Raw genomic sequence first — 19,956 nt, 5'->3', positions numbered from 1 at the left:
TTTTTTCGCCTGTCGTTTTAAGTGATGGATTTTTCAGGGAAAATTTGAGCTGCTCAGGTTGGGAAAATTCACTTTGAGTCTACGACAGAAATAAAACTACCATTTTACTTGCTTTCTAGAAAAAAATTTTTGTAATGCCAAAATATCACTGGAACAGTTCATTTTTGATGGTAGAATTCATTTTTAAGCAACCGAGTGTATTTCGAAATGGGTAAGAACGTTGTCGTACTGGGCACCCAATGGGGTGACGAAGGGAAGGGCAAGATCGTTGACTTGCTGACAGAACGAGCTAAATATGTAGTTCGTTATCAGGGCGGCCATAATGCTGGCCATACTCTTGTTGTAAACGGTGAAAAAACCGTTCTCCACTTAATTCCATCCGGTATTCTTCGTGAAAATGTCATCAGCATCATTGCTAATGGTGTTGTTCTTGCACCTGATGCTTTAATGAAAGAGATGAAAGAACTGGAAGATCGCGGTGTTCCTGTTCGTGAGCGTTTACGTATCTCTGAAGCATGCCCACTGATCCTGCCTTACCACATCGCATTAGACAATGCTCGTGAAAAAGCGCGTGGAGCAAAAGCTATCGGTACAACTGGTCGTGGTATCGGTCCTGCATACGAAGATAAAGTTGCACGTCGTGGTCTGCGTGTTGGTGACTTATTCGATAAAGCAACTTTCGCTGAAAAATTAAAAGAAATCATCGAATACCATAACTTCCAACTGGTTAATTATTACAAAGAGCCTGCGGTTGATTACCAAGAAACATTAGATTACATCATGTCTGTTGCAGATCTGCTGACTAGCATGGTAATTGATGTTTCTGATTTGCTCTATAAAGCACATCAGAAGAATGAATTAGTGATGTTTGAAGGTGCACAAGGTACTCTACTGGATATCGACCACGGTACTTATCCGTATGTAACTTCTTCAAACACAACGGCGGGTGGTGTTGCGACAGGTTCTGGCTTAGGCCCACGTTATGTGAACTATGTACTGGGGATCATCAAGGCTTATTCAACGCGTGTTGGTGCAGGTCCATTCCCAACTGAGCTGTTCGATGAAACGGGTGAATTCCTGCGTGAGAAAGGTCAAGAATTCGGTGCAACCACTGGTCGTAAGCGTCGTACTGGTTGGTTAGACATCGTTGCGATTAACCGCGCAGTACAAATTAACTCTCTGTCAGGTTTTTGCTTAACTAAGCTGGATGTTTTAGATGGCTTAAAAGAAGTAAAAATCTGTGTAGGTTATCGTCGTAAAGATGGCGCAGTGTTAGAAACTACACCTTTGGCGGCTGATGAGTGGGAAGGCTTAGAGCCAGTGTATGAAGTCATGCCTGGTTGGAGCGAAACGACTTTTGGTGTTAAAGAAAGAGCGTTACTGCCACAAGCTGCTTTAGATTACATCCAACGCATTGAAGAGCTGACGGGCATTCCTGTTGATATTATTTCAACTGGCCCAGACCGTTCAGAAACGATGATCCTGCGTGATCCGTTTGACGTTGAGTAATAAAATGAACAGCGCTCACTGAGCGCTGTTTTTTTATCTCTCCCATTTTCCTTCCGATGAATTCCTTTTTGATAAAACGCTAAAATTTTCAGATAATATCCATCAAGTTGAACATTCTGTGCCATTGTAAGCATCTTTACAGGCAAGGATGGGCTAGACTAAAACTAAGGCGATATACTGTAGAAAATCGTTCAAAATGTACTTTAGATGGTAGCCAGAAAACAAATATAACGAAAATGGCAGATAAGTATTTCATGACATATTTGTAGCGCCAAAAATTTTGAGGTGATTGTGCAGCTGACAAGTTTTACTGACTATGGGTTACGAGCCCTAATCTACTTAGCCGCCCTAGAAAAAGGGCAGATGACGAGCATTACACAAGTTACTGAGGTGTATGGTGTTTCTCGTAATCACATGGTTAAAATTATTAATCAGCTAAGTCACCTTGGCTATGTTAAAGCCACTCGAGGTAAAAATGGTGGGATCGCACTGGGGCAACCAGCCGAGTCAATTCGGATTGGTGATGTCGTTCGCGCATTAGAACCACTCACTCTAGTCAATTGTAGTGGCGAATTTTGCCATATTACGCCGGCCTGCCGCCTAAAAGGTGTCCTGCAAAAGGCGATACAACAATTTTTACAAGAACTAGACCAATATACGCTAGCGGACATGGTCAAAGATAATAGTCCACTGTATCAATTACTGCTCGATTAATGTCTCAGTAATTTATCACTCTGATGACAATGGAGGTAACAATGTCAAACGATCCTTTTCAGGAAAGAGAAGCAGAAAAATACGAATCCCCAATTCCGAGTAGAGAGTTTATTTTAGATCTCTTATCTAAGCGCACAGCCCCTGCAAACCGTGAAGAAATTGCACAGCTACTCAACCTCTCTACGGAAGATGAATTGGAAGCATTACGTCGTCGCTTACGTGCGATGGAACGTGATGGTCAGTTAGTTTTCACTCGCCGCAAATGTTATGCATTACCAGAACGTATTGACCTATTAAAAGGTAAAGTTATTGGTCACCGTGATGGCTATGGTTTCTTGCGTGTCGAAGGTAAAAAAGAAGATTATTACTTGTCTCAAGATGAGATGAAGCGCGCTTTACATGGTGATGTGATTTTGGCTCAACCTTATGGTCAAGACCGTAAAGGGCGTACTGAAGTGCGTGTTGTCCGTGTATTAGAGCCGCGCAATAACCAAATTGTAGGGCGCTATTTTATTGAAGCGGGAATGGGGTTTGTGGTTCCTGATGATAGCCGTTTAAGTTTCGATATTTTAATTCCGAAAGACAAACAGTGTGGCGCCCGTATGGGTAACGTGGTGGTGGTGGAATTAGAAACTCGCCCACAACGCCGCTCTCAAGCTGTTGGAAATATTGTCGAAGTACTCGGTGAAACCATGGGTACGGGCATGGCGGTTGAAATCGCATTACGTACTCATGAAATTCCGCACTCTTGGCCGCCACAAGTGACAAAGCAAGTGGCTGATTACAGTGAAACAGTCCCTGAAGCTGCGAAGAAAGGGCGTGTGGATCTGCGCGATCTTCCACTTGTCACCATCGATGGCGAAGATGCTCGTGACTTCGATGACGCCGTTTACTGTGCACCGAAAAAAGGCGGTGGCTGGCGTTTATGGGTGGCGATTGCTGATGTGAGCTATTATGTCCGCCCACAAACTGCACTGGATACGGAAGCCCATAGCCGTGGTAACTCGGTCTACTTCCCATCCCAAGTTGTACCAATGCTACCGGAAGTACTGTCTAATGGATTATGTTCACTCAACCCAGGCGTAGATCGTTTGTGTATGGTGTGTGAAATGACAGTTTCGGCATCCGGGAAACTCTCTTCATATAAATTCTATGAAGCGGTGATGAGCTCCCATGCACGTTTAACTTACACCAAAGTATGGAAAATGTTGCAAGGCGATGAAGAACTACGCGAGCATTACAAAGCGTTAGTGCCTCATATCGAGCATTTACATCAGTTATACAAAGCATTGGATGCAGCACGTATTGAGCGTGGCGCTATTTCGTTTGAATCTGAAGAAGCCAAATTTATCTTCAATGCGGAACGTCGCATTGAGCGTATTGAGCCTGTAGAGCGTAATGATGCACACAAATTAATTGAAGAGTGCATGATTTTAGCTAATATTGCGGCAGCGCGATTTGTTGAGAAAAACGAAGAGCCTGCCCTATACCGTGTACATGACCGTCCGAAAGAAGAGAGCGTTATGAACTTACGCTCAGTATTCAGTGAGTTAGGTTTAACTCTGCCGGGTGGCATGAAACCAGAGCCAAAAGATTACGCCCAAGTGATGAACGAAGTGGCTGAACGTCCAGACCATGAGCTGTTACAGACCATGATTTTACGTTCAATGAAGCAAGCGATTTATGATCCAGAAAACCGCGGTCACTTTGGTTTAGGTCTGAAATCGTATGCGCACTTTACCTCGCCAATTCGTCGTTATCCTGACTTAACCTTGCACCGTGGTATTAAATACTTACTGGCAAAAGAGCATGGTCATGGAGATAAGCGCTGGACGGAAACGGGCGGATGGCACTCCGATATGGACAGCATGCTGCAATTGGGTGAGCACTGCTCACTGACCGAACGCCGTGCAGATGAAGCTACCCGTGACGTCGCCGATTGGTTAAAATGTGACTTCATGCAAGACCAAGTAGGGCAAGTGTTTACTGGGCTTATCACTAGCGTGACGGGTTTCGGTTTCTTTGTTCGCTTAAATGACCTATTTATTGATGGATTAGTGCATATTTCGACCCTTGATAACGACTATTATCGTTATGATGCGGTTGGACAGCGCTTAATCGGTGAATCATCCGGTACAACTTATCGCCTTGGCGATGAAGTGGAAATCCGTGTAGAAGCGGTACACATGGATGAGCGCACCATTGATTTTGCTTTAATTTCAACCACACGAAAAGCGAAAAACCCGGGTAAAACCACACGGGATAAGATGAAGAAAGAAGTTAAAAATGCGACACGTTCAGCCCGTCGAAAAGGCGACGTAAGCAAAGAGAAAAACTTCGAACCTGATTCTGCATTTCGTCGTTCAGAGAAAAAAGGCAAAAAAGACAGCAAAGACGCGAAACCTGAAGGTAAAGGAAACGGTAAAGCGAAAAGCAAAAAGCCGTCCGATAAAACCAAAAAAATCAGCGCCAAGTTAAAAGCCAAACGCGTGGCGAAAAAATCCCAAAAACAAGAGGGATAAGCGCGTGTCATGATGCAAGGTGGCGGGCAATCGCCACCTTTTGATTTTCCACCTATTTAATGTTCTCAACCTAAAAGATATTTATGAGCGAAATTATTTACGGCATTCACGCAGTGAAAGCCCTGCTTGAGCGTTCTCCACAACGTATTAAAGAAGTCTATATTTTAAAAGGTCGTGAAGACCGCCGCCTGATGCCTATCGTTCATGAAATCGAAGCGTTGGGCATTGTGGTGCAAGTGGCAAATCGCCAATGGATGGACGCACAAACTGAAGGTGCGGTACACCAAGGGATTATCGCCAATGTATTAGCGGGCAAGCAGTATCAAGAAGGTGATCTTCCGGATTTACTGGAAAGCACCGAATCGCCATTCTTACTGATCCTCGACGGCGTGACTGATCCACATAACTTAGGCGCGTGTTTACGTAGCGCAGACGCAGCTGGTGTTCATGCAGTGATTGTTCCGAAAGACAAATCTGCACAATTGAACGCAACCGCGAAGAAAGTGGCCTGTGGCGCGGCGGAAAACGTTCCGCTGATCCGTGTGACTAACTTGGCAAGAACCTTGCGTTTATTGCAAGAGTACAATGTATGGATTGTTGGCACCGCCGGCGAAGCTGACCATAACTTGTATCAAAGTAAGCTGACTGGCGCTATCGCATTAGTGATGGGCGCGGAAGGCGAAGGTATGCGTCGTTTGACTCGCGAACATTGCGACGAATTGATTAGCATCCCAATGGCAGGGTCAGTTTCATCGCTGAACGTCTCTGTGGCAACGGGCGTGTGCCTGTTTGAAGCAGTACGCCAACGCATTGCCAAATAAATCATAAAATAATTTTTGCTTAATTTGTCCCCATCTCTTGAGTTTTTTATCTGGGATGGGTATAGTTACGCGTCAATTTTTTAGCCGCACTCAACAAGTTCCTTGCCTCCGCGGGCCGCGGTTAACCCAGACAGGAGGCTAATAATCCGTAAGGAGCAACTACTAATGCGTCATTACGAAATCGTTTTTATGGTCCATCCTGACCAAAGCGAACAGGTTCCGGGCATGATCGAGCGTTACAGTGCTGTTATCACTAACGCACAAGGTCAGATTCACCGTCTGGAAGACTGGGGCCGTCGTCAACTGGCTTACCCAATCAACAAACTGCACAAAGCTCACTATGTTCTGCTGAACGTAGAAGCTCCACAGGAAGCGATTGATGAGCTGGAAACTAACTTCCGCTTCAACGATGCCGTTATCCGCAGCATGGTTATGCGCTTAAAACACGCAGTAACAGAAGCTTCTCCAATGGTCAAAGCCAAAGACGAACGTCGCGGCCGTGACATGTCTGATGATTATCAAGACGAAGAAGCAGAAGAAACTGGGGATTCTGAAGAGTAATTGCTCAGGTGATCACTAATCGTCTAGTGTTGACAGGCACAGTCTGTAAAGCATTGATTCGAAAAGTGAGTCCGTCCGGCATTCCACATTGCCAGTTTGTTTTAGAACATCGTTCTGGACAACAGGAAGCTGGAATGTCACGGCAAGCATGGTGCAGAATGCCCGTCATTGCCAGCGGACAAGCCTTACAAACCCATACTCACAGTATAACGGTCGGCAGTCTGATTACTGTTACAGGTTTCATTAGTACCCATCAGGGACGTAATGGAATCAGTAAATTAGTCTTACATGCCGAGCAGATTGATTTGATAGATTCTGGAGACTAGCCATATGGCACGTTATTTCCGTCGTCGCAAGTTCTGCCGTTTCACAGCGGAAGGCGTTCAAGAGATCGACTATAAAGATATCGCAACGCTGAAAAACTATATCACTGAAAGTGGTAAAATTGTACCAAGCCGTATCACCGGTACTCGTGCAAAATATCAACGCCAGCTCGCTCGTGCTATCAAGCGCGCTCGCTACCTGTCTCTGTTACCATACACTGATCGTCATCAGTAATTGGTACAGTCCATTAACGACTAATAGAGGATAAGGTAATGCAAGTTATTCTGCTTGATAAAGTAGCTAACCTAGGTAGCCTGGGTGACCAAGTTAACGTTAAATCGGGCTACGCTCGTAACTTCTTAGTACCACAGGGCAAAGCTGTTCCTGCGACTAAGAAAAACGTTGAATTCTTCGAAGCTCGCCGCGCTGAACTGGAAGCTAAATTAGCTGACGTTCTGGCAGCAGCACAGGCTCGTGCAGCAGCTGTTACTGCGCTGGGTTCTGTTACTCTGGCTTCTAAAGCTGGTGACGAAGGTAAACTGTTCGGTTCAATCGGTACTCGTGACATCGCTGACGCAATCACTGCGGCTGGCGTTAAAGTTGCGAAAAGCGAAGTTCGCCTGCCAAACGGCGTTCTGCGTACTACTGGTGACCACGAAGTTCACTTCCAGTTACACAGCGATGTTTTCGCAGAGCTGAACGTTATCATCGTTGCTGAGTAATCAATAATGATGATAGTTGCCACTGTTAACGCGGTGGCACAATAAAAAAACACCGGGGATCCGGTGTTTTTTTATTTCTAACGTTTGTAAAACTTACTGATTGACTGAGCATTGGTAATCCAGCAATTCTCCCGCACTACCTAAATTAAACTGCCAAACATCCATCCGATTCGCTAATAACACCATCGAACCATCTTTAAGCTCCGTCACCGCCAGTCCATAGTTCCCCATGCTGTCATTATGTGCTTGAACATATTCATTTAATTGCTTGAAAGGGCTTTGTTGGTTATCTAATTTTTTTGCCCAATACTCATGGCCTTCTAACTGCACAGGAAAAACATGCCATTCAGATTTAATTGCATTCGCATGTTGGTTAACTAGCTCAATAACCTGTGGTTTTAGGCAAGCAATATGGATATGGAGTTGATCTTGGGAACGCCCATATTGCGAATTAATCGCTAAGGCGAGTTTATCATCGCTGATAGCGGGTTGACCTACGGGGGTGACACTCTCACGCTCATTCCAAGCAAGCGTAAAATAATCGGGACTATTATCTTCGAGTAATAAAGGGGATTCGATGCCGCTGACTTTATCGGTTGGCAGCACCAAATTATGTACCGGACCTTTTTTATCTTTAAACAGTACATAGCGATTGTCTAAATCCACTTTCAAGCAGGATGGATTACGTTGGTCGGGATCATTGATAGTAATGCACTGCTGGCTAATGATATTCCACAGCCCATCAGCATGGTACTTAATCCATGAAATATAGCCAATAACACTGAGCAGTAAGAATAAAATTACTACGACAATAATTTTAATGAGCTTCTTTTTGCAGGTACTGTTGTTTTTCAGCATAGATTTTCCTGTTCTTTTCCCTGTTTAACCATTAAGTGTAATAAAGAACAGTAATTATACGTAGTTTATAGTGAGAGACGTCATAAAATAACGTCTCTATTGAATTTTTGTTCTGAAAATAAAGGAAAAGTCGGGGTATTGTATGAAATGCCAGACATTAACAGACAAATTAAGGCGTTCGGTAGTAGCTACCATCGCTTAAGCGCGTAAAGTTATATGTTTGACCATTGTTCGCAGTGACTTCCAGCTGTTGAACTTCACCTTTCCCATTGGCTTTTAAACGGATTTTTTGTCCTTGTTGCAAGTTGCTAAGCGGTTTTTCTGCGCCTTCAACTTTTGCCATGATGAACGCATCATTTGCTTGCAAGTTATTATCACGAAATAGCTGCGCCAATGTTTTTCCTTTCTGAACGCGATGATCCTGCCATTCATTAGCAGGCGGGCGAGTGGTTGGTGGTGGAGATAGCTGCTGTGTCGGTTGAGACGTTTCAGGCGGCTCTTGGATAACCTCAGGCTCACTTGGCAATGATGGCGATGTATCTGGGATATTGGTAGTCGGTTGTTCTGGCTGCGATAACACCGTATCAGGGATTGGATTAGGCTGTGGAGTTGGAGGGATCACGATTGGCTGACTTGGCATGCTGTCAGTGCTATTTGGTCCAGAACTGTTTTGCGCAGTATTGGGCTTATCACCAGCAGGCCAAAATAAGGCAGCAATAATGATCAGCGCTAGAATAGCAATTCCATAGCGATGAAAAGCGGATAGTCTCAACATGACCCCTCCTATATTTGAGGAATAATTAATCACAGACGTTTTAACGCATACTAGCACTATTTACGCGTAAATTAACAAGTTGAAGGCTAATTTAGGAGAACACTGAATAATTTAGACAGTTTTATTCTTCCGTCATCGGGTTTAGGTTTACCCATAGGAAAGGGGCTGCTATCCTTGGTTTTTCTCAAAAAATGAAATGGGTATTTTCATGGCAAACCAAAACTTTGATTCAGTAGAAGCTCAAGCGAGCTATGGCATTGGTCTACAAATTGGGCAGCAATTATTAGAATCAGGACTAGAAGGTTTAGTTCCAGACGCAATTTTAGCGGGTCTGACTGATTCTTTAGAAGGCAACATGCCATCAGTTCCAGTTGAAGCTCTGCATAAAGCACTGCGTGAAATGCACGAGCGTGCAGATGCAGTTCGTCAAGAGCGTCAAAAGGAACTGGCTGTAGAAGGTCAAAAATTCTTAGATGAGAACCAGAAGAAAGACGGCGTATCGACTACTGAGTCTGGTTTGCAATTCTCTGTCATTAACCAAGGTGAAGGCGCAATCCCAGCACGTTCTGACCGCGTTCGCGTTCATTACACAGGGCGTTTAATTGACGGTACTGTGTTTGACAGCTCTGTACAGCGCGGCCAACCAGCAGAATTCCCAGTAAGCGGTGTGATCCCAGGTTGGATTGAAGCGCTGACATTAATGCCAGTGGGTTCTAAATGGGAATTATACATTCCTCATGAATTAGCTTACGGTGAGCGTGGCGCAGGTGCATCTATCCCTCCGTTTAGCACTCTAATTTTCGAAGTTGAGTTACTGGAAATTTTATAATTTTCTGACTGACTTACAGAAAAGAATAATAGCCTCATTAGCTTGCCATTTTGGTATAGCTAATGAGGCTTTTTTATTAGCGTAAATATTCTGCTCTTGTTACTCTTAAAGGCTTAGTGTCATTAGGGGAAATAAAATGCACCAACAACTCTGTACACTTGCCCGAGAGGCGGGTGATGCCATCATGAAAATTTACAATGGGCATGCGCCATTGCAGGTTGAACATAAGCAAGATGATTCCCCTGTCACGGCTGCGGATATTGCTGCCCATCAAATCATCAAAGAGGGGCTTTCACGTTTAACGCCTGATATCCCTCAACTTTCAGAAGAAGATCCACCAGAATGGGCTGTACGCCGTGACTGGCAACGTTACTGGCTTATTGACCCATTGGATGGAACTAAAGAATTTATTAATCGTAATGGTGATTTTACCGTAAATATTGCATTAATTGAAAATGGCACCCCAGTCATGGGCGTGGTTTTTGCACCCGCAAAAGGATTGATGTATTACGCCGAAGGCTCTCAAGCGTGGAAAGAAGAGCATGGGCAAGTTCAGCGTATTCGCGCCAAAGCTGCGACGCCACCCGTGGTGGTGATCAGCCGTTCTCATCAAGACCCCCAATTGATGGCGTATCTCGCGAAGCTTCCGGAGCATCGCACCGCAGAGATAGGTTCATCGCTAAAATTCTGTTTAGTGGCTGAAGGCAGCGCGCAATTATATCCACGTTTTGGACCTACCAATATCTGGGATACAGCCGCAGGGCATGCAGTGGCATTAGGTGCAGGGGCGAGTGTGGTGGATTGGCAGGGAAATACACTAGATTATTCACCGAGAGAGTCTTTTTTAAACCCCGGTTTTGAATGTCGCTGAGACAGCGAAAATAGCAAGATAATAAAAAGTCGGGTAGTTAATGATTAACTTACCCGACTTGAACAATGTGACTTGATGTTTAGTTATCTAATTGCAGCACTTTAGCCGTTGCAGTACGAATATCTAAACACGCTTTTGCATCCTGTTTTAAATCAATTCCATAAGTTGGAATGATGGTCTTCAGGCGAGCTTCCCAGCCATCTGCCGAGAGTTGATCTGCAAAGCAGGTTTTCAGGACGTTGAGAGCGATAAACGCAGCGGTAGATGCTCCAGGTGATGCGCCCATTAATACGGTGAACGATTTATCTGCACTCGTAATCAGTTCAGTACCGAACTCCAATACGCCTTTTTTCACCGGGTCAGGTTTGATTATCTGAACACGTTGACCTGCGACCACTTCTTTCCAGTCTTCACGTTGCGCATCGGGATAGAATTTTTGCAGCATAGAGAATTGATGTGCAGACGTTTGCAGCACTTGTCCCACGAGATATTCAGCCAGCGACCAGTCATCTTTTGCGATGGCTAGCATCGGTTCAATATTGTTCAATCGGATGGAATCAAACAGATCCAAATAAGACCCATGTTTTAGGAACTTACTTGAGAAACCCGCATAAGGTCCAAACAGTAAAGAACGTTTTCCGCCGATAATACGGGTATCTAAGTGAGGTACAGACATCGGTGGCGAGCCTTTATCAGCTTTTCCGTAAACTTTGGCATGGTGGCGAGCCGCTACTTTTTCATCGTCACAACGTAGCCAAATTCCACTCACAGGGAATCCACCGTAGCCTTTCCCTTCGGGAATACCAGATTTTTGCAGTAACTCAATGGCGCGGCCACCGGCTCCCACAAATACAAATTTTGCAGACGTGATGGTTTTTTCGTGAGTCAAAAGGTTCTTCACTTCCACATTCCAGCGCCCGTCAGGCGTCTGTGTCACATCAATCACTTCATGTTTATAGTGGATGGAGAAACCGTTTTGTTCGCTAAGTTGTGCCATCAATAAGTGGGTTAAGGCGCCGTAATCCACATCAGCGCCGGTGACGACACGGGTAACCGCAATTTTTTCGTCAGAAGAGCGGCCTTCAACCACTAATGGTGCCCACTCATCAATCTGTTTTAGGTCATCGCTGTATTCCATATTATGGTAACAGTGATGGGCAGACATTTGACGGAAACGTTGTTGTAAAAACTTGATGTTGTCTGCACCAGAGACAAAGCTCATGTGCGGGCAAGGGTGGATAAAGTCCCGTGGATTTTTAATTTTTCCTTTGGTGACTAAGTAGGACCATAGCTGACGAGACAGGTCAAATTCAGTATTTACTTCAAGGGCTTTGCTGATATCTACCGTGCCATCAGGGTTTGGTGGGGTATAGTTCATTTCACAGTTTGCTGCGTGACCAGTTCCTGCGTTATTCCATGGGTGGGAACTCTCTTGGGCGCAATCATTTAATCTTTCGAACACCGCAATAGTGAGATTTGGCTCCAGCTCTTTAAGAAATGTGCCGAGCGTGGCGCTCATGATCCCCGCACCGATCAGTGCGATATCAACATTTTCTGCAATGGGTTTTGTCATGGAAATCCCTATTTTTTATTCGGAGTGAAACACAAGTTTGTGCCGTCTTGATACACCACATAAGCGCGTCTCCAAGGCTCATCACCAATCAAACGCCATTTGTGACCTGTTCCTGTGTTGTCTTGAGCAAGCAAAATATCACCTGGCTTGATAATAAATGTGGAGCCATCTTTGGTTTCGAACTCTAACGTACCAGTGAGGGTGATAACATAGCGAGGAACGGGGTCTTTGTGCCAATCCCAAGAGCCACCTGAAACGGTTTCGCGAAAAGTGAGTTCACTGACAGCAATGACAGGGCTTTGGTCATCTCCACGAGCAACACCATTCAGTTCAATGGTGCCTTCTTCAAACAGAGAGTTGCCGTCTTCACCTGTCCACATACGAATACAACGGATCATCTTATTTAGCTCCTTAACTCAAGAATAATATTGCTTAATAACTAAGATAATATTCAATGTTTCGATTTTTACCTTAACGAAAAAATAGTGAAGTTCAGAAAATAGGATGTCTTTAAATCTAAAGTTTTTTAATGACAAGGTCAAAGTTAATATTTTTAAATTAAAGTATTTTATTGAAAAATAAACTTTTTAAGTTTACCTATGATTGTTTTTAGATAGGTTTATTTGATGTTTTTTTAATTTAAATCAATATGATAAAAGATAATTCTTTTTTGATTGAATAAACTCTATTTTATTCTTTTTATTATCGAGTTTAGATGCTCGATAATGGATTATGTAATAAATTGTAATTTATAAAAAATAGGAGAATAAAGTATGAAAATAAGAAAGAGAATAGAAAAATAAAGAGCAAAGAAATCGTTTAATGATGACTATATAAAATGGTTCAAGAGTGAAAGGGCAAAAATGCTATTTTCACCCTTTAAAGATTAACTATTTTTTGGATTTAGAATTCCACTTAAGGCGAGATGTTGAATAAGCATAATGGTTTTGCCATCCATGATCTCCCCATTTTTGATAGCGGCAAACGCATCAGGGAATGACCATTCCATAACCTCAATATCTTCACCTTCATCAGCGATCCCTCCACCGTCACTTTGGCGGTCTTTATCACTGTATTGTGCAATATAAAAATGCAGCTTTTCAGTGACGGAGCCGGGGCTCATAAAGGCTTCAAATACCTTTTCGATATTATTGATTTTATAGCCAGTCTCTTCTTCGGCTTCAGCAATAATTCTTGCTTCAGGGGAAGAACCTTCAAGTAGTCCAGCCGCAGCCTCAATCAGCAACTGTTTATATCCAGAAACGTACATTGGCATACGGAATTGACGGATCAAGATAATGCTATTTTTGGATGTGTTATACAGCAAAATGACAGCGCCATCGCCCCGGTCATACACTTCGCGCTCTTGTTTTTGCCAAGTGCCATCGTGCCTCTGTAATTCATAGGTATATTTTTTGAGAATGTACCAGTTATTTGACAGTAATTTTTCGCTGATATTCCTAACTTGAGGTTGTTTCATAAATAAGTACGAGAAGAGGCAAGGTAAGCATAATCTAGCACTATAAACCTTAGAGGGGAAATAGGGGGCAGGGAGCAGACTGAAATAGCAAAAGGCCAGCAATGGTTAATCTGCTGGCCTTTGGTCGGCATTAATTATTTGATGATTTGCAGTTGTTTAACGTCGATCTCTTTAGAATTCCAGTCTTTATCAACTTCACCGCGAATTTCGATTTTATCTTTTGGCGTGACGTTCACACCATTAAAGCGTTTTTGGCTAATTTCAACGGTGATGGTGCCTGTGCCATCGGTGAATTCGTAGTGCTTTTTGTCCAGTTGTTTAACCAGATTACCGCGTAAAACAACCCAGCTGTTGTCAGATAATTCAAGGGCTTTCGCAACGGTTGTTTCACTTGCATTTGGGCCGTTAAAACCACCCTCTTGGGTTTTCATGGTTTCAGTGTTAGTGGTGTTTGTGATTTCACCTGGACCTGAAAAACCACCAGTAGCAGCAAAAACAGGGGCGGTAGCAAGGGCAGCGATTAAGGTGATTAAAGGTAATTTTTTCATTTTTGTTTCTCCACAAGTAACCAGAAATTTGGTCTATGGGATGTATTTAACCAAGTAAATCTTAACAGGATCTTAAGAACTCAAATTAATTAAATATATTTTTAATTTGGACAATCACCACTGGTCATCATGAATTTAATAAGATAAATATAACAATATTCGATGCGGAGGTTGAGTATGCGTATTTTATTAATAGAAGATGACCGATTAATTGGCGATGGCTTAAAAGTAGGGTTAACACAATTGGGATTTAGCCTTGATTGGTTTATGGATGGCAAACAAGGTCAACAGGCTTTGTTTGATGCCCCTTATGATGCCGTCGTGCTGGATTTATCACTTCCGCATATTGATGGTATGGATATTTTGAAGTTCTGGCGTAAGCAAGGACGTGATGAGCCTGTTTTAATTTTGACAGCGCGAGATGCCCTTGAGCAACGGGTGAATGGGTTACAGCAAGGGGCTGATGATTATCTGTGTAAGCCGTTTGCGCTTGCGGAGGTTGCGGCACGTTTGCAAGCATTGATCCGTCGGCGCAGTGGGCAGCTATCACCCACGTTGGTACATGGTGATGTGGAAATGGACCCTTTAGCGATGACGGTCACTTACCAAGGAAATCCTGTGCAGTTGAAGGGCAAAGAGCTGGCGCTATTGTCATTATTTTTGCACAACCCGAAAAAAGTGCTGTCCCGTAGCGCGATAGAAGAAAAGCTGTATAACTGGGATGAAGAGGTCTCCAGTAACTCGGTTGAAGTTCATATTCACCATTTACGCCGTAAATTAGGCAGTAAATTTATTCAAACGGTTCATGGTGTTGGCTATCGACTGGGTGATGAAGCATGAAAACATTCAGCTTAAGGCTCAAACTGACTTTGATGTTATTGCTCCTCGCGGTAATGACGTGGGGAATAGCGAGTTCATTGGCATGGTATCAAACCTATAAAACTATTAATGAGTTGTTTGATACTCAACAAATGGTATTTGCAAAGCGCTTATCGGTATTACCGACGGATATCGATTTGCCTCAATCATCATTGAGTAAAACCAAAAAATTATTGCGGAAAAATCGTGGAAGCCAAGACGATGATGCATTGGCGTTTGCAATTTTTACACCGAGTGGCGAAATGGTGCTCAATGATGGGGATAACGGACGTAAAATCGAGTTTCGATTTACTCGTGAAGGATTCAGCGAGGGAACACTTAAAGGTAGTGATGATGAATGGCGCTTTGTTTGGCTAAAATCCATTGATAATCAATATATTATTGCAGTAGGGCAAGAGTGGGAATACCGCCAAAGTATGGCTAACAGTATTATGTTTTCCCAGCTCATACCGTGGTTGGTCGCGCTGCCGATAATGTTAATCGTATTTTTATGGTTGCTCACTCGAGCATTAAAACCTCTACGGGATGTGGCTAAACAACTACGGCAGAGAAAGCCGGATGAGCTGAGCCCAGTGATGGTGACCACGCTCCCTAGTGAAGCGAAGCCGATTCTTGATTCTCTTAATGGGTTATTCGACAAAATAAACCACATGTTTGTTCGTGAACGGCAATTTACCTCTGATGCTGCTCATGAACTGCGTAGTCCTCTTGCCGCACTAAAAGTCCAAACCGAAGTGGTGCAGATTGCTGGAGGTGACGAGGCGATTCGCCAACATGCAGTGGCTAATCTTTCAGAGGGAATTGACCGTGCAACTCGGCTGGTGGATCAGCTATTAACATTATCCCGCTTGGAGTCTTCTAATCAATTAGATGATGTGAGCGAAGTAAGCTGGCAGGAATTAATTGAGCAAGCCGTTAAAGAGAGCGAGCTGGAAGCCCGGCAAAATCAGGTGACGTTGAAAATATCGATTGTTGAAACTCCGCCGCCTTTTAAGGGGCAAAAACTTTTATTGTCCGTATTATTAAGAAATCTTCTTCACAACGCTATTCGCTATGGTAAGGACGCTGGTAAGGTTGAAGTTAATTTGTATCGACATTATCTGGAAGTGAAAGATGATGGTGCTGGCGTTTCTCCTGAGGTACTGGCGCGTTTAGGGGAGCGCTTTTATCGGCCGCCAGGGCAAGAAAAAACAGGCAGTGGTTTAGGGTTATCAATTGTTAAACGCGTGGCTCAGTTACATCATCTCCATGTGACGTTTAATAATGTCACGGAAGGGGGCTTTTGTGTCACCGTTCGTTGGAGTGCATAACTTAGTCTGTTTTATGCACAATGTTGAATGAAGTTCTTGCAGAGTAATTCGCTAAATTTACATCGTATTATGATGTATTTTTGCGTGTGTGTTCAGCAGGATCTTATCATGGTAAAACAAATTTCTGTGCGTCAACCGCCGTCGACGCACAAGAAAACATCATATGCCTATGTTTATGATAACGAGAGCCGGAGTGGCTCTTTTCTTATCTGTTTAATGTTGGCCTTGTTCTCTCTAGTCTTGTTAATTACGGCGTTTCTAATTCGGCGACAATCACGCTAATGGCTTTATTAATCTCTTGAGGCGTTAGTGCACCATCTTTATAAAATAAGACATTACCTTGCTTGTTGAGAATGATAATGGCAGAACTCTCTGGCGCAAGGCCCCATGCATTCTTCACAACACCATCGCTATCAATAATAAATTGAGAGTAAGGAAACTCTTTCTTGCTGTCTTCCACGCTGTTTTTTACAAATACACCAGTACCAAAAATTGAATCATCCGTATTGATAATGCTGGTGGTTTGGTATTTGTTATGAGGGAATTTAGCTTGTTTAATCGCTTCGATAAGCGGAGCATTAAGTTCTTTGGCCGAAGAACGCCCTGCAATGTGTTGAATTGTGCGAACTTTACCGGCAAGTTGCTGGCTCTTCCACGGTTGGTAATTGAATTTCCCTGCATTATCTAACTGTAATTCGCCTTTGTCTGTGACGGTAACGGCGGGTACGGGTTGATTTAATTGAAGGTTAATCGCAAATACCGTCGAAGATAAACCCAGTAAACAGGTTAATAAAAGTAGTTTTTTTATCATAAGGGTACCTTTAGAAATCATTGTCATTGTTGTGTATAGGGTGAGGATTTCTGGCGCTGCTAGTTATAGCATAGCTCATCGGATGAGTAGCAGGATGAAAATTAACAAATTGGTAAAATTCAGCATAAAGATGAGGTTTGGATGTGATTTAACAGTACATTGACAATGTCATGTTATGTCAGCATTTTGAATAAAATTGCAATTTCCGAACCAAAACAAAATTTTCTAGTCTATGATTATTGAACGATATGCAGTGAGGTATCGTCAGAACAACATGGAGATTCGTTCTAATGAAAATTTTTAAGCATTATAACCCATCGAAAATTGCTCTATACGTGAAAACATTATTCAGAGGTAGGCTCTACATTAAGGATTTTGGGGCTTTCGAATTCAATAATGGGAAGATTTTACCACCAAAAGTGACTGATAAAATTCATTACAATGTGATGAATGAGGTGAACAAGCAAGTGGTGTTATTACGCGCTGAGTTGGGGTAAATAGGTCGTTAGCCAGTTAAGTTTTCGGCTAATAACTTTAAGCCCTTAGAATAACAACGCCACATTAATGTGGCGTGTTCATATTGGCTATCAGTGGTTATTTTGATTTTCACTATCCGTCGTGCCCGGCTGAACCACAACCGCAGATGGTGTATTGGTGATACGCGTGACCAGCAGTTGATCAATCTTGTAGTTATCAATATCGACCACTTCGAATTTGTAGCCCGCATATTTCACATAATCAGTGCGTTTCGGCATTTTTCTCAAGCGATACATCATAAAGCCAGCGATGGTTTCATAGTTGCTGAAATCTGGGAATTCGTCGATATCAAGGATACGTTGAACATCCTCAATTGGCGTTCCCCCATCAACCAGCCATGAATTCTCATCACGGGTAATAATTTGCTCTTCTTGCCCCGGACCAATCAAGTCACCCATTAAGGTGATCATCACATCATTGATGGTAATAACTCCCATCACTAAGGCATATTCGTTCAAGATAACGGCAAAATCGACGCCACTATTTTTAAAGGCTTCTAAGGTATCAGACAGAGATAAGGTATCCGGAAGCATTAACGTGCTCTGGATATGTACACCGTCACGCAAACTCAGACTTTGACCATTCAATACGCGGTTAAGTAGCTCTTTGGAATCCACATAACCAATGACATGGTCGATATCTCCTGCACAAACTAAAAATTTTGAATGAGGTTGAGTGGAGATTTTGTGTTTGATGCTCTCTTCAGATTCGTCTTTATCAAAGAAAATGATATTTTCTCGTGGTGTCATCGCCGAAGGCACGGTACGTGATTCAAGCTCAAACACGTTTTCGATAAGCTCATGTTCTTGCTTACGGAGTACTCCAGCGACAGCGCCCGCTTCAACAACAGCAAAGATATCATCAGAAGTGATGTCTTCATTACGTGCAGTGGGTAATTTGAAGAGTTTAAAAATTAAGTTCGCTAAACCATTAAAGAACCACACGAGTGGGCTTAAAACGACTAAGCAGAAACGCATTGGGTTAACGATGCGTATAGCGATAGCTTCAGGTTTTACCATCCCAATACGTTTTGGCGTTAAGTCAGCCACGAGAATAAATAAGCTAGTTACGATGGTAAATGACGCAATGAAAGCGGCTTGCTGTGCCCATGTAGGGGATAAAAATTTAATAAATAGCTCTTGCAGTGCAGGAGAGAATGCAGATTCACCCACAATACCGGCTAAAATCGCGACTGCATTTAAGCCAATTTGTACGACAGTGAAGAACATGCCCGGCATTTCTTGTAATTTGAGAACGCGAGCGGCGTTAATGTTGCCTTCGTCAGCCATTAACTTCAATTTAATACGGCGAGAAGCTGCCAATGAAATTTCGGACAGCGAAAAAAATGCGCTGATTGCACATAATAAAAGAACGATAAGTAAACTGTTTAGCATAAATTATCCAACCCTCTAGGTAGTGAATTGTCACTTCTTGAAATCCTAAAGGCAATGTAATGGTATTCCATTTCAATATTAATTAGCGCCTTAGCGCGGTGGGTATCGCGCTAAGTATAGCACTAGCCTATTTTATCTGGCTATATATTCGTCATTATAAAATCATTCAAGATGGAAGGCAGACCCCAATGCCACCAAGTCCACAATAACCATTGGGATTTTTATACAAATATTGCTGGTGATAATCCTCCGCAAAATAGAAGGTTTCGAGTGGTTGAATCTCGGTGGTGATCGGGCGGTTATCCTGCTTTTGAACCATCGCCTGTTGGTAAGCTTCGCGGGTTTGCATCGCTAGTTGATACTGTTCATCTGACACGGTGTAAATAGCGGAGCGATATTGGGTTCCAATATCATTACCTTGGCGCATACCTTGGGCTGGGTCGTGATTTTCCCAAAATAGCGTTAACAGCTGACTATATGAAATGATTTCTGGGTCAAATACCACTCGAACGATTTCAGTATGTCCGGTTAATCCGGAACACACTTCTTCATAGGTTGGGTTAGGTGTGAGCCCTCCACTGTAACCTGCGGATGTCGTATAAATTCCCGTTTGTTGCCAAAATAATCGTTCTACACCCCAGAAGCAACCCATTGCAAAATAAGCAATTTCCATATTCTTGGGAATAATCTCAATCGAATGATGGGTCACCGCATGATAAGGTGACAACGCCATTGATGTGTAACGACCCGGAAGTGCTTGAAATTCATTATCGGACTGAAATTGATTAAAAGTCATAACGATTCCTAAATACAATCAGTATAGAAATAAAGTAAAAATTGGGATAAAAACTTGTGTCAGTGGTCTATTTTACTCAGAATAAGTCGTTGTTGAATAATAAGCCAAATTGTCTATCACCT

General features: G+C 43.0%; 22 protein-coding genes. 13 read left to right on the top strand and 9 right to left on the bottom strand.

What is annotated here, in order from left to right; all coding sequences use genetic code 11:
* The first annotated feature begins 207 nt into the window (after nucleotides 1-207).
* The 8 genes from LDO51_RS04795 to rplI all read left to right on the top strand — a co-directional run bounded on the left by LDO51_RS04795 (nucleotide 208) and on the right by rplI (nucleotide 7,173).
* Nucleotides 208-1,509 carry an adenylosuccinate synthase gene (locus LDO51_RS04795; RefSeq protein WP_225576547.1) on the top strand — a complete coding sequence of 434 codons (1,302 nt, stop codon included), beginning with the start codon at nucleotides 208-210 and terminating at the stop codon, nucleotides 1,507-1,509.
* Between the two features lie 291 nt (nucleotides 1,510-1,800).
* Entirely contained in the window at nucleotides 1,801-2,223 is a 423-nt protein-coding gene (nsrR, locus tag LDO51_RS04790; protein WP_036948950.1) for a nitric oxide-sensing transcriptional repressor NsrR, read from the top strand.
* A 41-nt stretch (nucleotides 2,224-2,264) separates the two neighbouring features.
* Entirely contained in the window at nucleotides 2,265-4,745 is a 2,481-nt protein-coding gene (rnr, locus tag LDO51_RS04785) for a ribonuclease R (RefSeq protein ID WP_154603051.1), read from the top strand.
* Nucleotides 4,746-4,828: 83 nt separating this feature from the next.
* Nucleotides 4,829-5,566: a 23S rRNA (guanosine(2251)-2'-O)-methyltransferase RlmB gene (gene rlmB, locus LDO51_RS04780; protein ID WP_036948954.1), complete on the top strand. Its 738-nt coding sequence runs from the start codon at nucleotides 4,829-4,831 to the stop codon at nucleotides 5,564-5,566.
* Between the two features lie 165 nt (nucleotides 5,567-5,731).
* On the top strand, nucleotides 5,732-6,127 hold the full coding sequence (gene rpsF, locus LDO51_RS04775) for a 30S ribosomal protein S6 (RefSeq protein WP_006657979.1): 396 nt from the start codon (nucleotides 5,732-5,734) through the stop codon (nucleotides 6,125-6,127).
* Between the two features lie 8 nt (nucleotides 6,128-6,135).
* Nucleotides 6,136-6,453 carry a primosomal replication protein N gene (gene priB / locus LDO51_RS04770; RefSeq protein ID WP_036948958.1) on the top strand — a complete coding sequence of 106 codons (318 nt, stop codon included), beginning with the start codon at nucleotides 6,136-6,138 and terminating at the stop codon, nucleotides 6,451-6,453.
* 4 nt (nucleotides 6,454-6,457) lie between these two features.
* Nucleotides 6,458-6,685 (top strand): 30S ribosomal protein S18, encoded by a 228-nt coding sequence (rpsR, locus tag LDO51_RS04765; RefSeq protein WP_000135199.1) that lies wholly within the window; start codon nucleotides 6,458-6,460, stop codon nucleotides 6,683-6,685.
* A gap of 38 nt (nucleotides 6,686-6,723) precedes the next feature.
* Nucleotides 6,724-7,173, top strand: a complete 450-nt coding sequence (rplI, locus tag LDO51_RS04760) for a 50S ribosomal protein L9 (protein WP_036948960.1) — start codon at nucleotides 6,724-6,726, stop codon at nucleotides 7,171-7,173.
* A gap of 93 nt (nucleotides 7,174-7,266) precedes the next feature.
* On the opposite strand, the gene LDO51_RS04755 is transcribed toward rplI, so the two are convergent.
* Nucleotides 7,267-8,031 carry a CDP-diacylglycerol diphosphatase gene (locus LDO51_RS04755; RefSeq protein WP_225576546.1) on the bottom strand — a complete coding sequence of 255 codons (765 nt, stop codon included), beginning with the start codon at nucleotides 8,029-8,031 and terminating at the stop codon, nucleotides 7,267-7,269.
* 169 nt (nucleotides 8,032-8,200) lie between these two features.
* Nucleotides 8,201-8,806 carry a LysM-like peptidoglycan-binding domain-containing protein gene (locus LDO51_RS04750; protein WP_225576545.1) on the bottom strand — a complete coding sequence of 202 codons (606 nt, stop codon included), beginning with the start codon at nucleotides 8,804-8,806 and terminating at the stop codon, nucleotides 8,201-8,203.
* A gap of 208 nt (nucleotides 8,807-9,014) precedes the next feature.
* Here LDO51_RS04750 and LDO51_RS04745 point away from each other — a divergent pair, with 208 nt between their 5' ends.
* Together LDO51_RS04745 and cysQ are read left to right on the top strand one after the other, a co-directional pair.
* A complete protein-coding gene (locus LDO51_RS04745; protein ID WP_225576544.1) occupies nucleotides 9,015-9,635 on the top strand; it encodes a peptidylprolyl isomerase in 621 nt (206 codons plus the stop codon).
* A 136-nt stretch (nucleotides 9,636-9,771) separates the two neighbouring features.
* Nucleotides 9,772-10,506, top strand: coding sequence for a 3'(2'),5'-bisphosphate nucleotidase CysQ (gene cysQ, locus LDO51_RS04740; protein WP_225576543.1), 735 nt, complete (start codon nucleotides 9,772-9,774; stop codon nucleotides 10,504-10,506).
* Between the two features lie 79 nt (nucleotides 10,507-10,585).
* Here cysQ and mqo read toward each other — a convergent pair whose 3' ends face one another.
* The 4 genes from mqo to LDO51_RS04720 all read right to left on the bottom strand — a co-directional run bounded on the left by mqo (nucleotide 10,586) and on the right by LDO51_RS04720 (nucleotide 14,107).
* Nucleotides 10,586-12,079, bottom strand: a complete 1,494-nt coding sequence (mqo, locus tag LDO51_RS04735; protein ID WP_225576542.1) for a malate dehydrogenase (quinone) — start codon at nucleotides 12,077-12,079, stop codon at nucleotides 10,586-10,588.
* 8 nt (nucleotides 12,080-12,087) lie between these two features.
* Complete coding sequence (locus LDO51_RS04730; protein ID WP_225576541.1) at nucleotides 12,088-12,477, bottom strand: hypothetical protein; 390 nt, start codon at nucleotides 12,475-12,477, stop codon at nucleotides 12,088-12,090.
* 488 nt (nucleotides 12,478-12,965) lie between these two features.
* Entirely contained in the window at nucleotides 12,966-13,559 is a 594-nt protein-coding gene (locus tag LDO51_RS04725) for an NUDIX domain-containing protein (protein ID WP_225576540.1), read from the bottom strand.
* Between the two features lie 134 nt (nucleotides 13,560-13,693).
* Entirely contained in the window at nucleotides 13,694-14,107 is a 414-nt protein-coding gene (locus tag LDO51_RS04720) for a YgiW/YdeI family stress tolerance OB fold protein (RefSeq protein WP_225576539.1), read from the bottom strand.
* A 177-nt stretch (nucleotides 14,108-14,284) separates the two neighbouring features.
* On the opposite strand from LDO51_RS04720, the gene qseB reads away from it, so the two are divergent.
* Both qseB and qseC read left to right on the top strand, forming a co-directional pair.
* Nucleotides 14,285-14,947 carry a quorum sensing response regulator transcription factor QseB gene (gene qseB / locus LDO51_RS04715; protein ID WP_225576538.1) on the top strand — a complete coding sequence of 221 codons (663 nt, stop codon included), beginning with the start codon at nucleotides 14,285-14,287 and terminating at the stop codon, nucleotides 14,945-14,947.
* Entirely contained in the window at nucleotides 14,944-16,296 is a 1,353-nt protein-coding gene (gene qseC / locus LDO51_RS04710; RefSeq protein WP_225576537.1) for a quorum sensing histidine kinase QseC, read from the top strand. The genes qseB and qseC overlap by 4 nt, the downstream gene beginning before the upstream one ends.
* A gap of 247 nt (nucleotides 16,297-16,543) precedes the next feature.
* Here the strand turns inward: qseC and LDO51_RS04705 are convergent, their stop codons facing one another.
* Complete coding sequence (locus LDO51_RS04705; protein WP_225576536.1) at nucleotides 16,544-17,107, bottom strand: YtfJ family protein; 564 nt, start codon at nucleotides 17,105-17,107, stop codon at nucleotides 16,544-16,546.
* Nucleotides 17,108-17,397: 290 nt separating this feature from the next.
* Here LDO51_RS04705 and LDO51_RS04700 point away from each other — a divergent pair, with 290 nt between their 5' ends.
* Complete coding sequence (locus tag LDO51_RS04700) at nucleotides 17,398-17,604, top strand: DUF1107 domain-containing protein (protein ID WP_224059459.1); 207 nt, start codon at nucleotides 17,398-17,400, stop codon at nucleotides 17,602-17,604.
* Between the two features lie 90 nt (nucleotides 17,605-17,694).
* Here LDO51_RS04700 and LDO51_RS04695 read toward each other — a convergent pair whose 3' ends face one another.
* Together LDO51_RS04695 and msrA are read right to left on the bottom strand one after the other, a co-directional pair.
* On the bottom strand, nucleotides 17,695-19,038 hold the full coding sequence (locus LDO51_RS04695; RefSeq protein ID WP_225576535.1) for a hemolysin family protein: 1,344 nt from the start codon (nucleotides 19,036-19,038) through the stop codon (nucleotides 17,695-17,697).
* Nucleotides 19,039-19,204: 166 nt separating this feature from the next.
* Nucleotides 19,205-19,834 carry a peptide-methionine (S)-S-oxide reductase MsrA gene (gene msrA, locus LDO51_RS04690; RefSeq protein WP_225576534.1) on the bottom strand — a complete coding sequence of 210 codons (630 nt, stop codon included), beginning with the start codon at nucleotides 19,832-19,834 and terminating at the stop codon, nucleotides 19,205-19,207.
* Nucleotides 19,835-19,956 lie beyond the last annotated feature (122 nt).

Source organism: Providencia alcalifaciens (genome assembly GCF_020271745.1).
Taxonomy (GTDB): Bacteria; Pseudomonadota; Gammaproteobacteria; order Enterobacterales; family Enterobacteriaceae; genus Providencia; species Providencia alcalifaciens_B.
The sequence above is the reverse complement of the archived record's forward strand: the minus strand, read 5'-3'. Positions and strand labels throughout refer to the sequence as shown.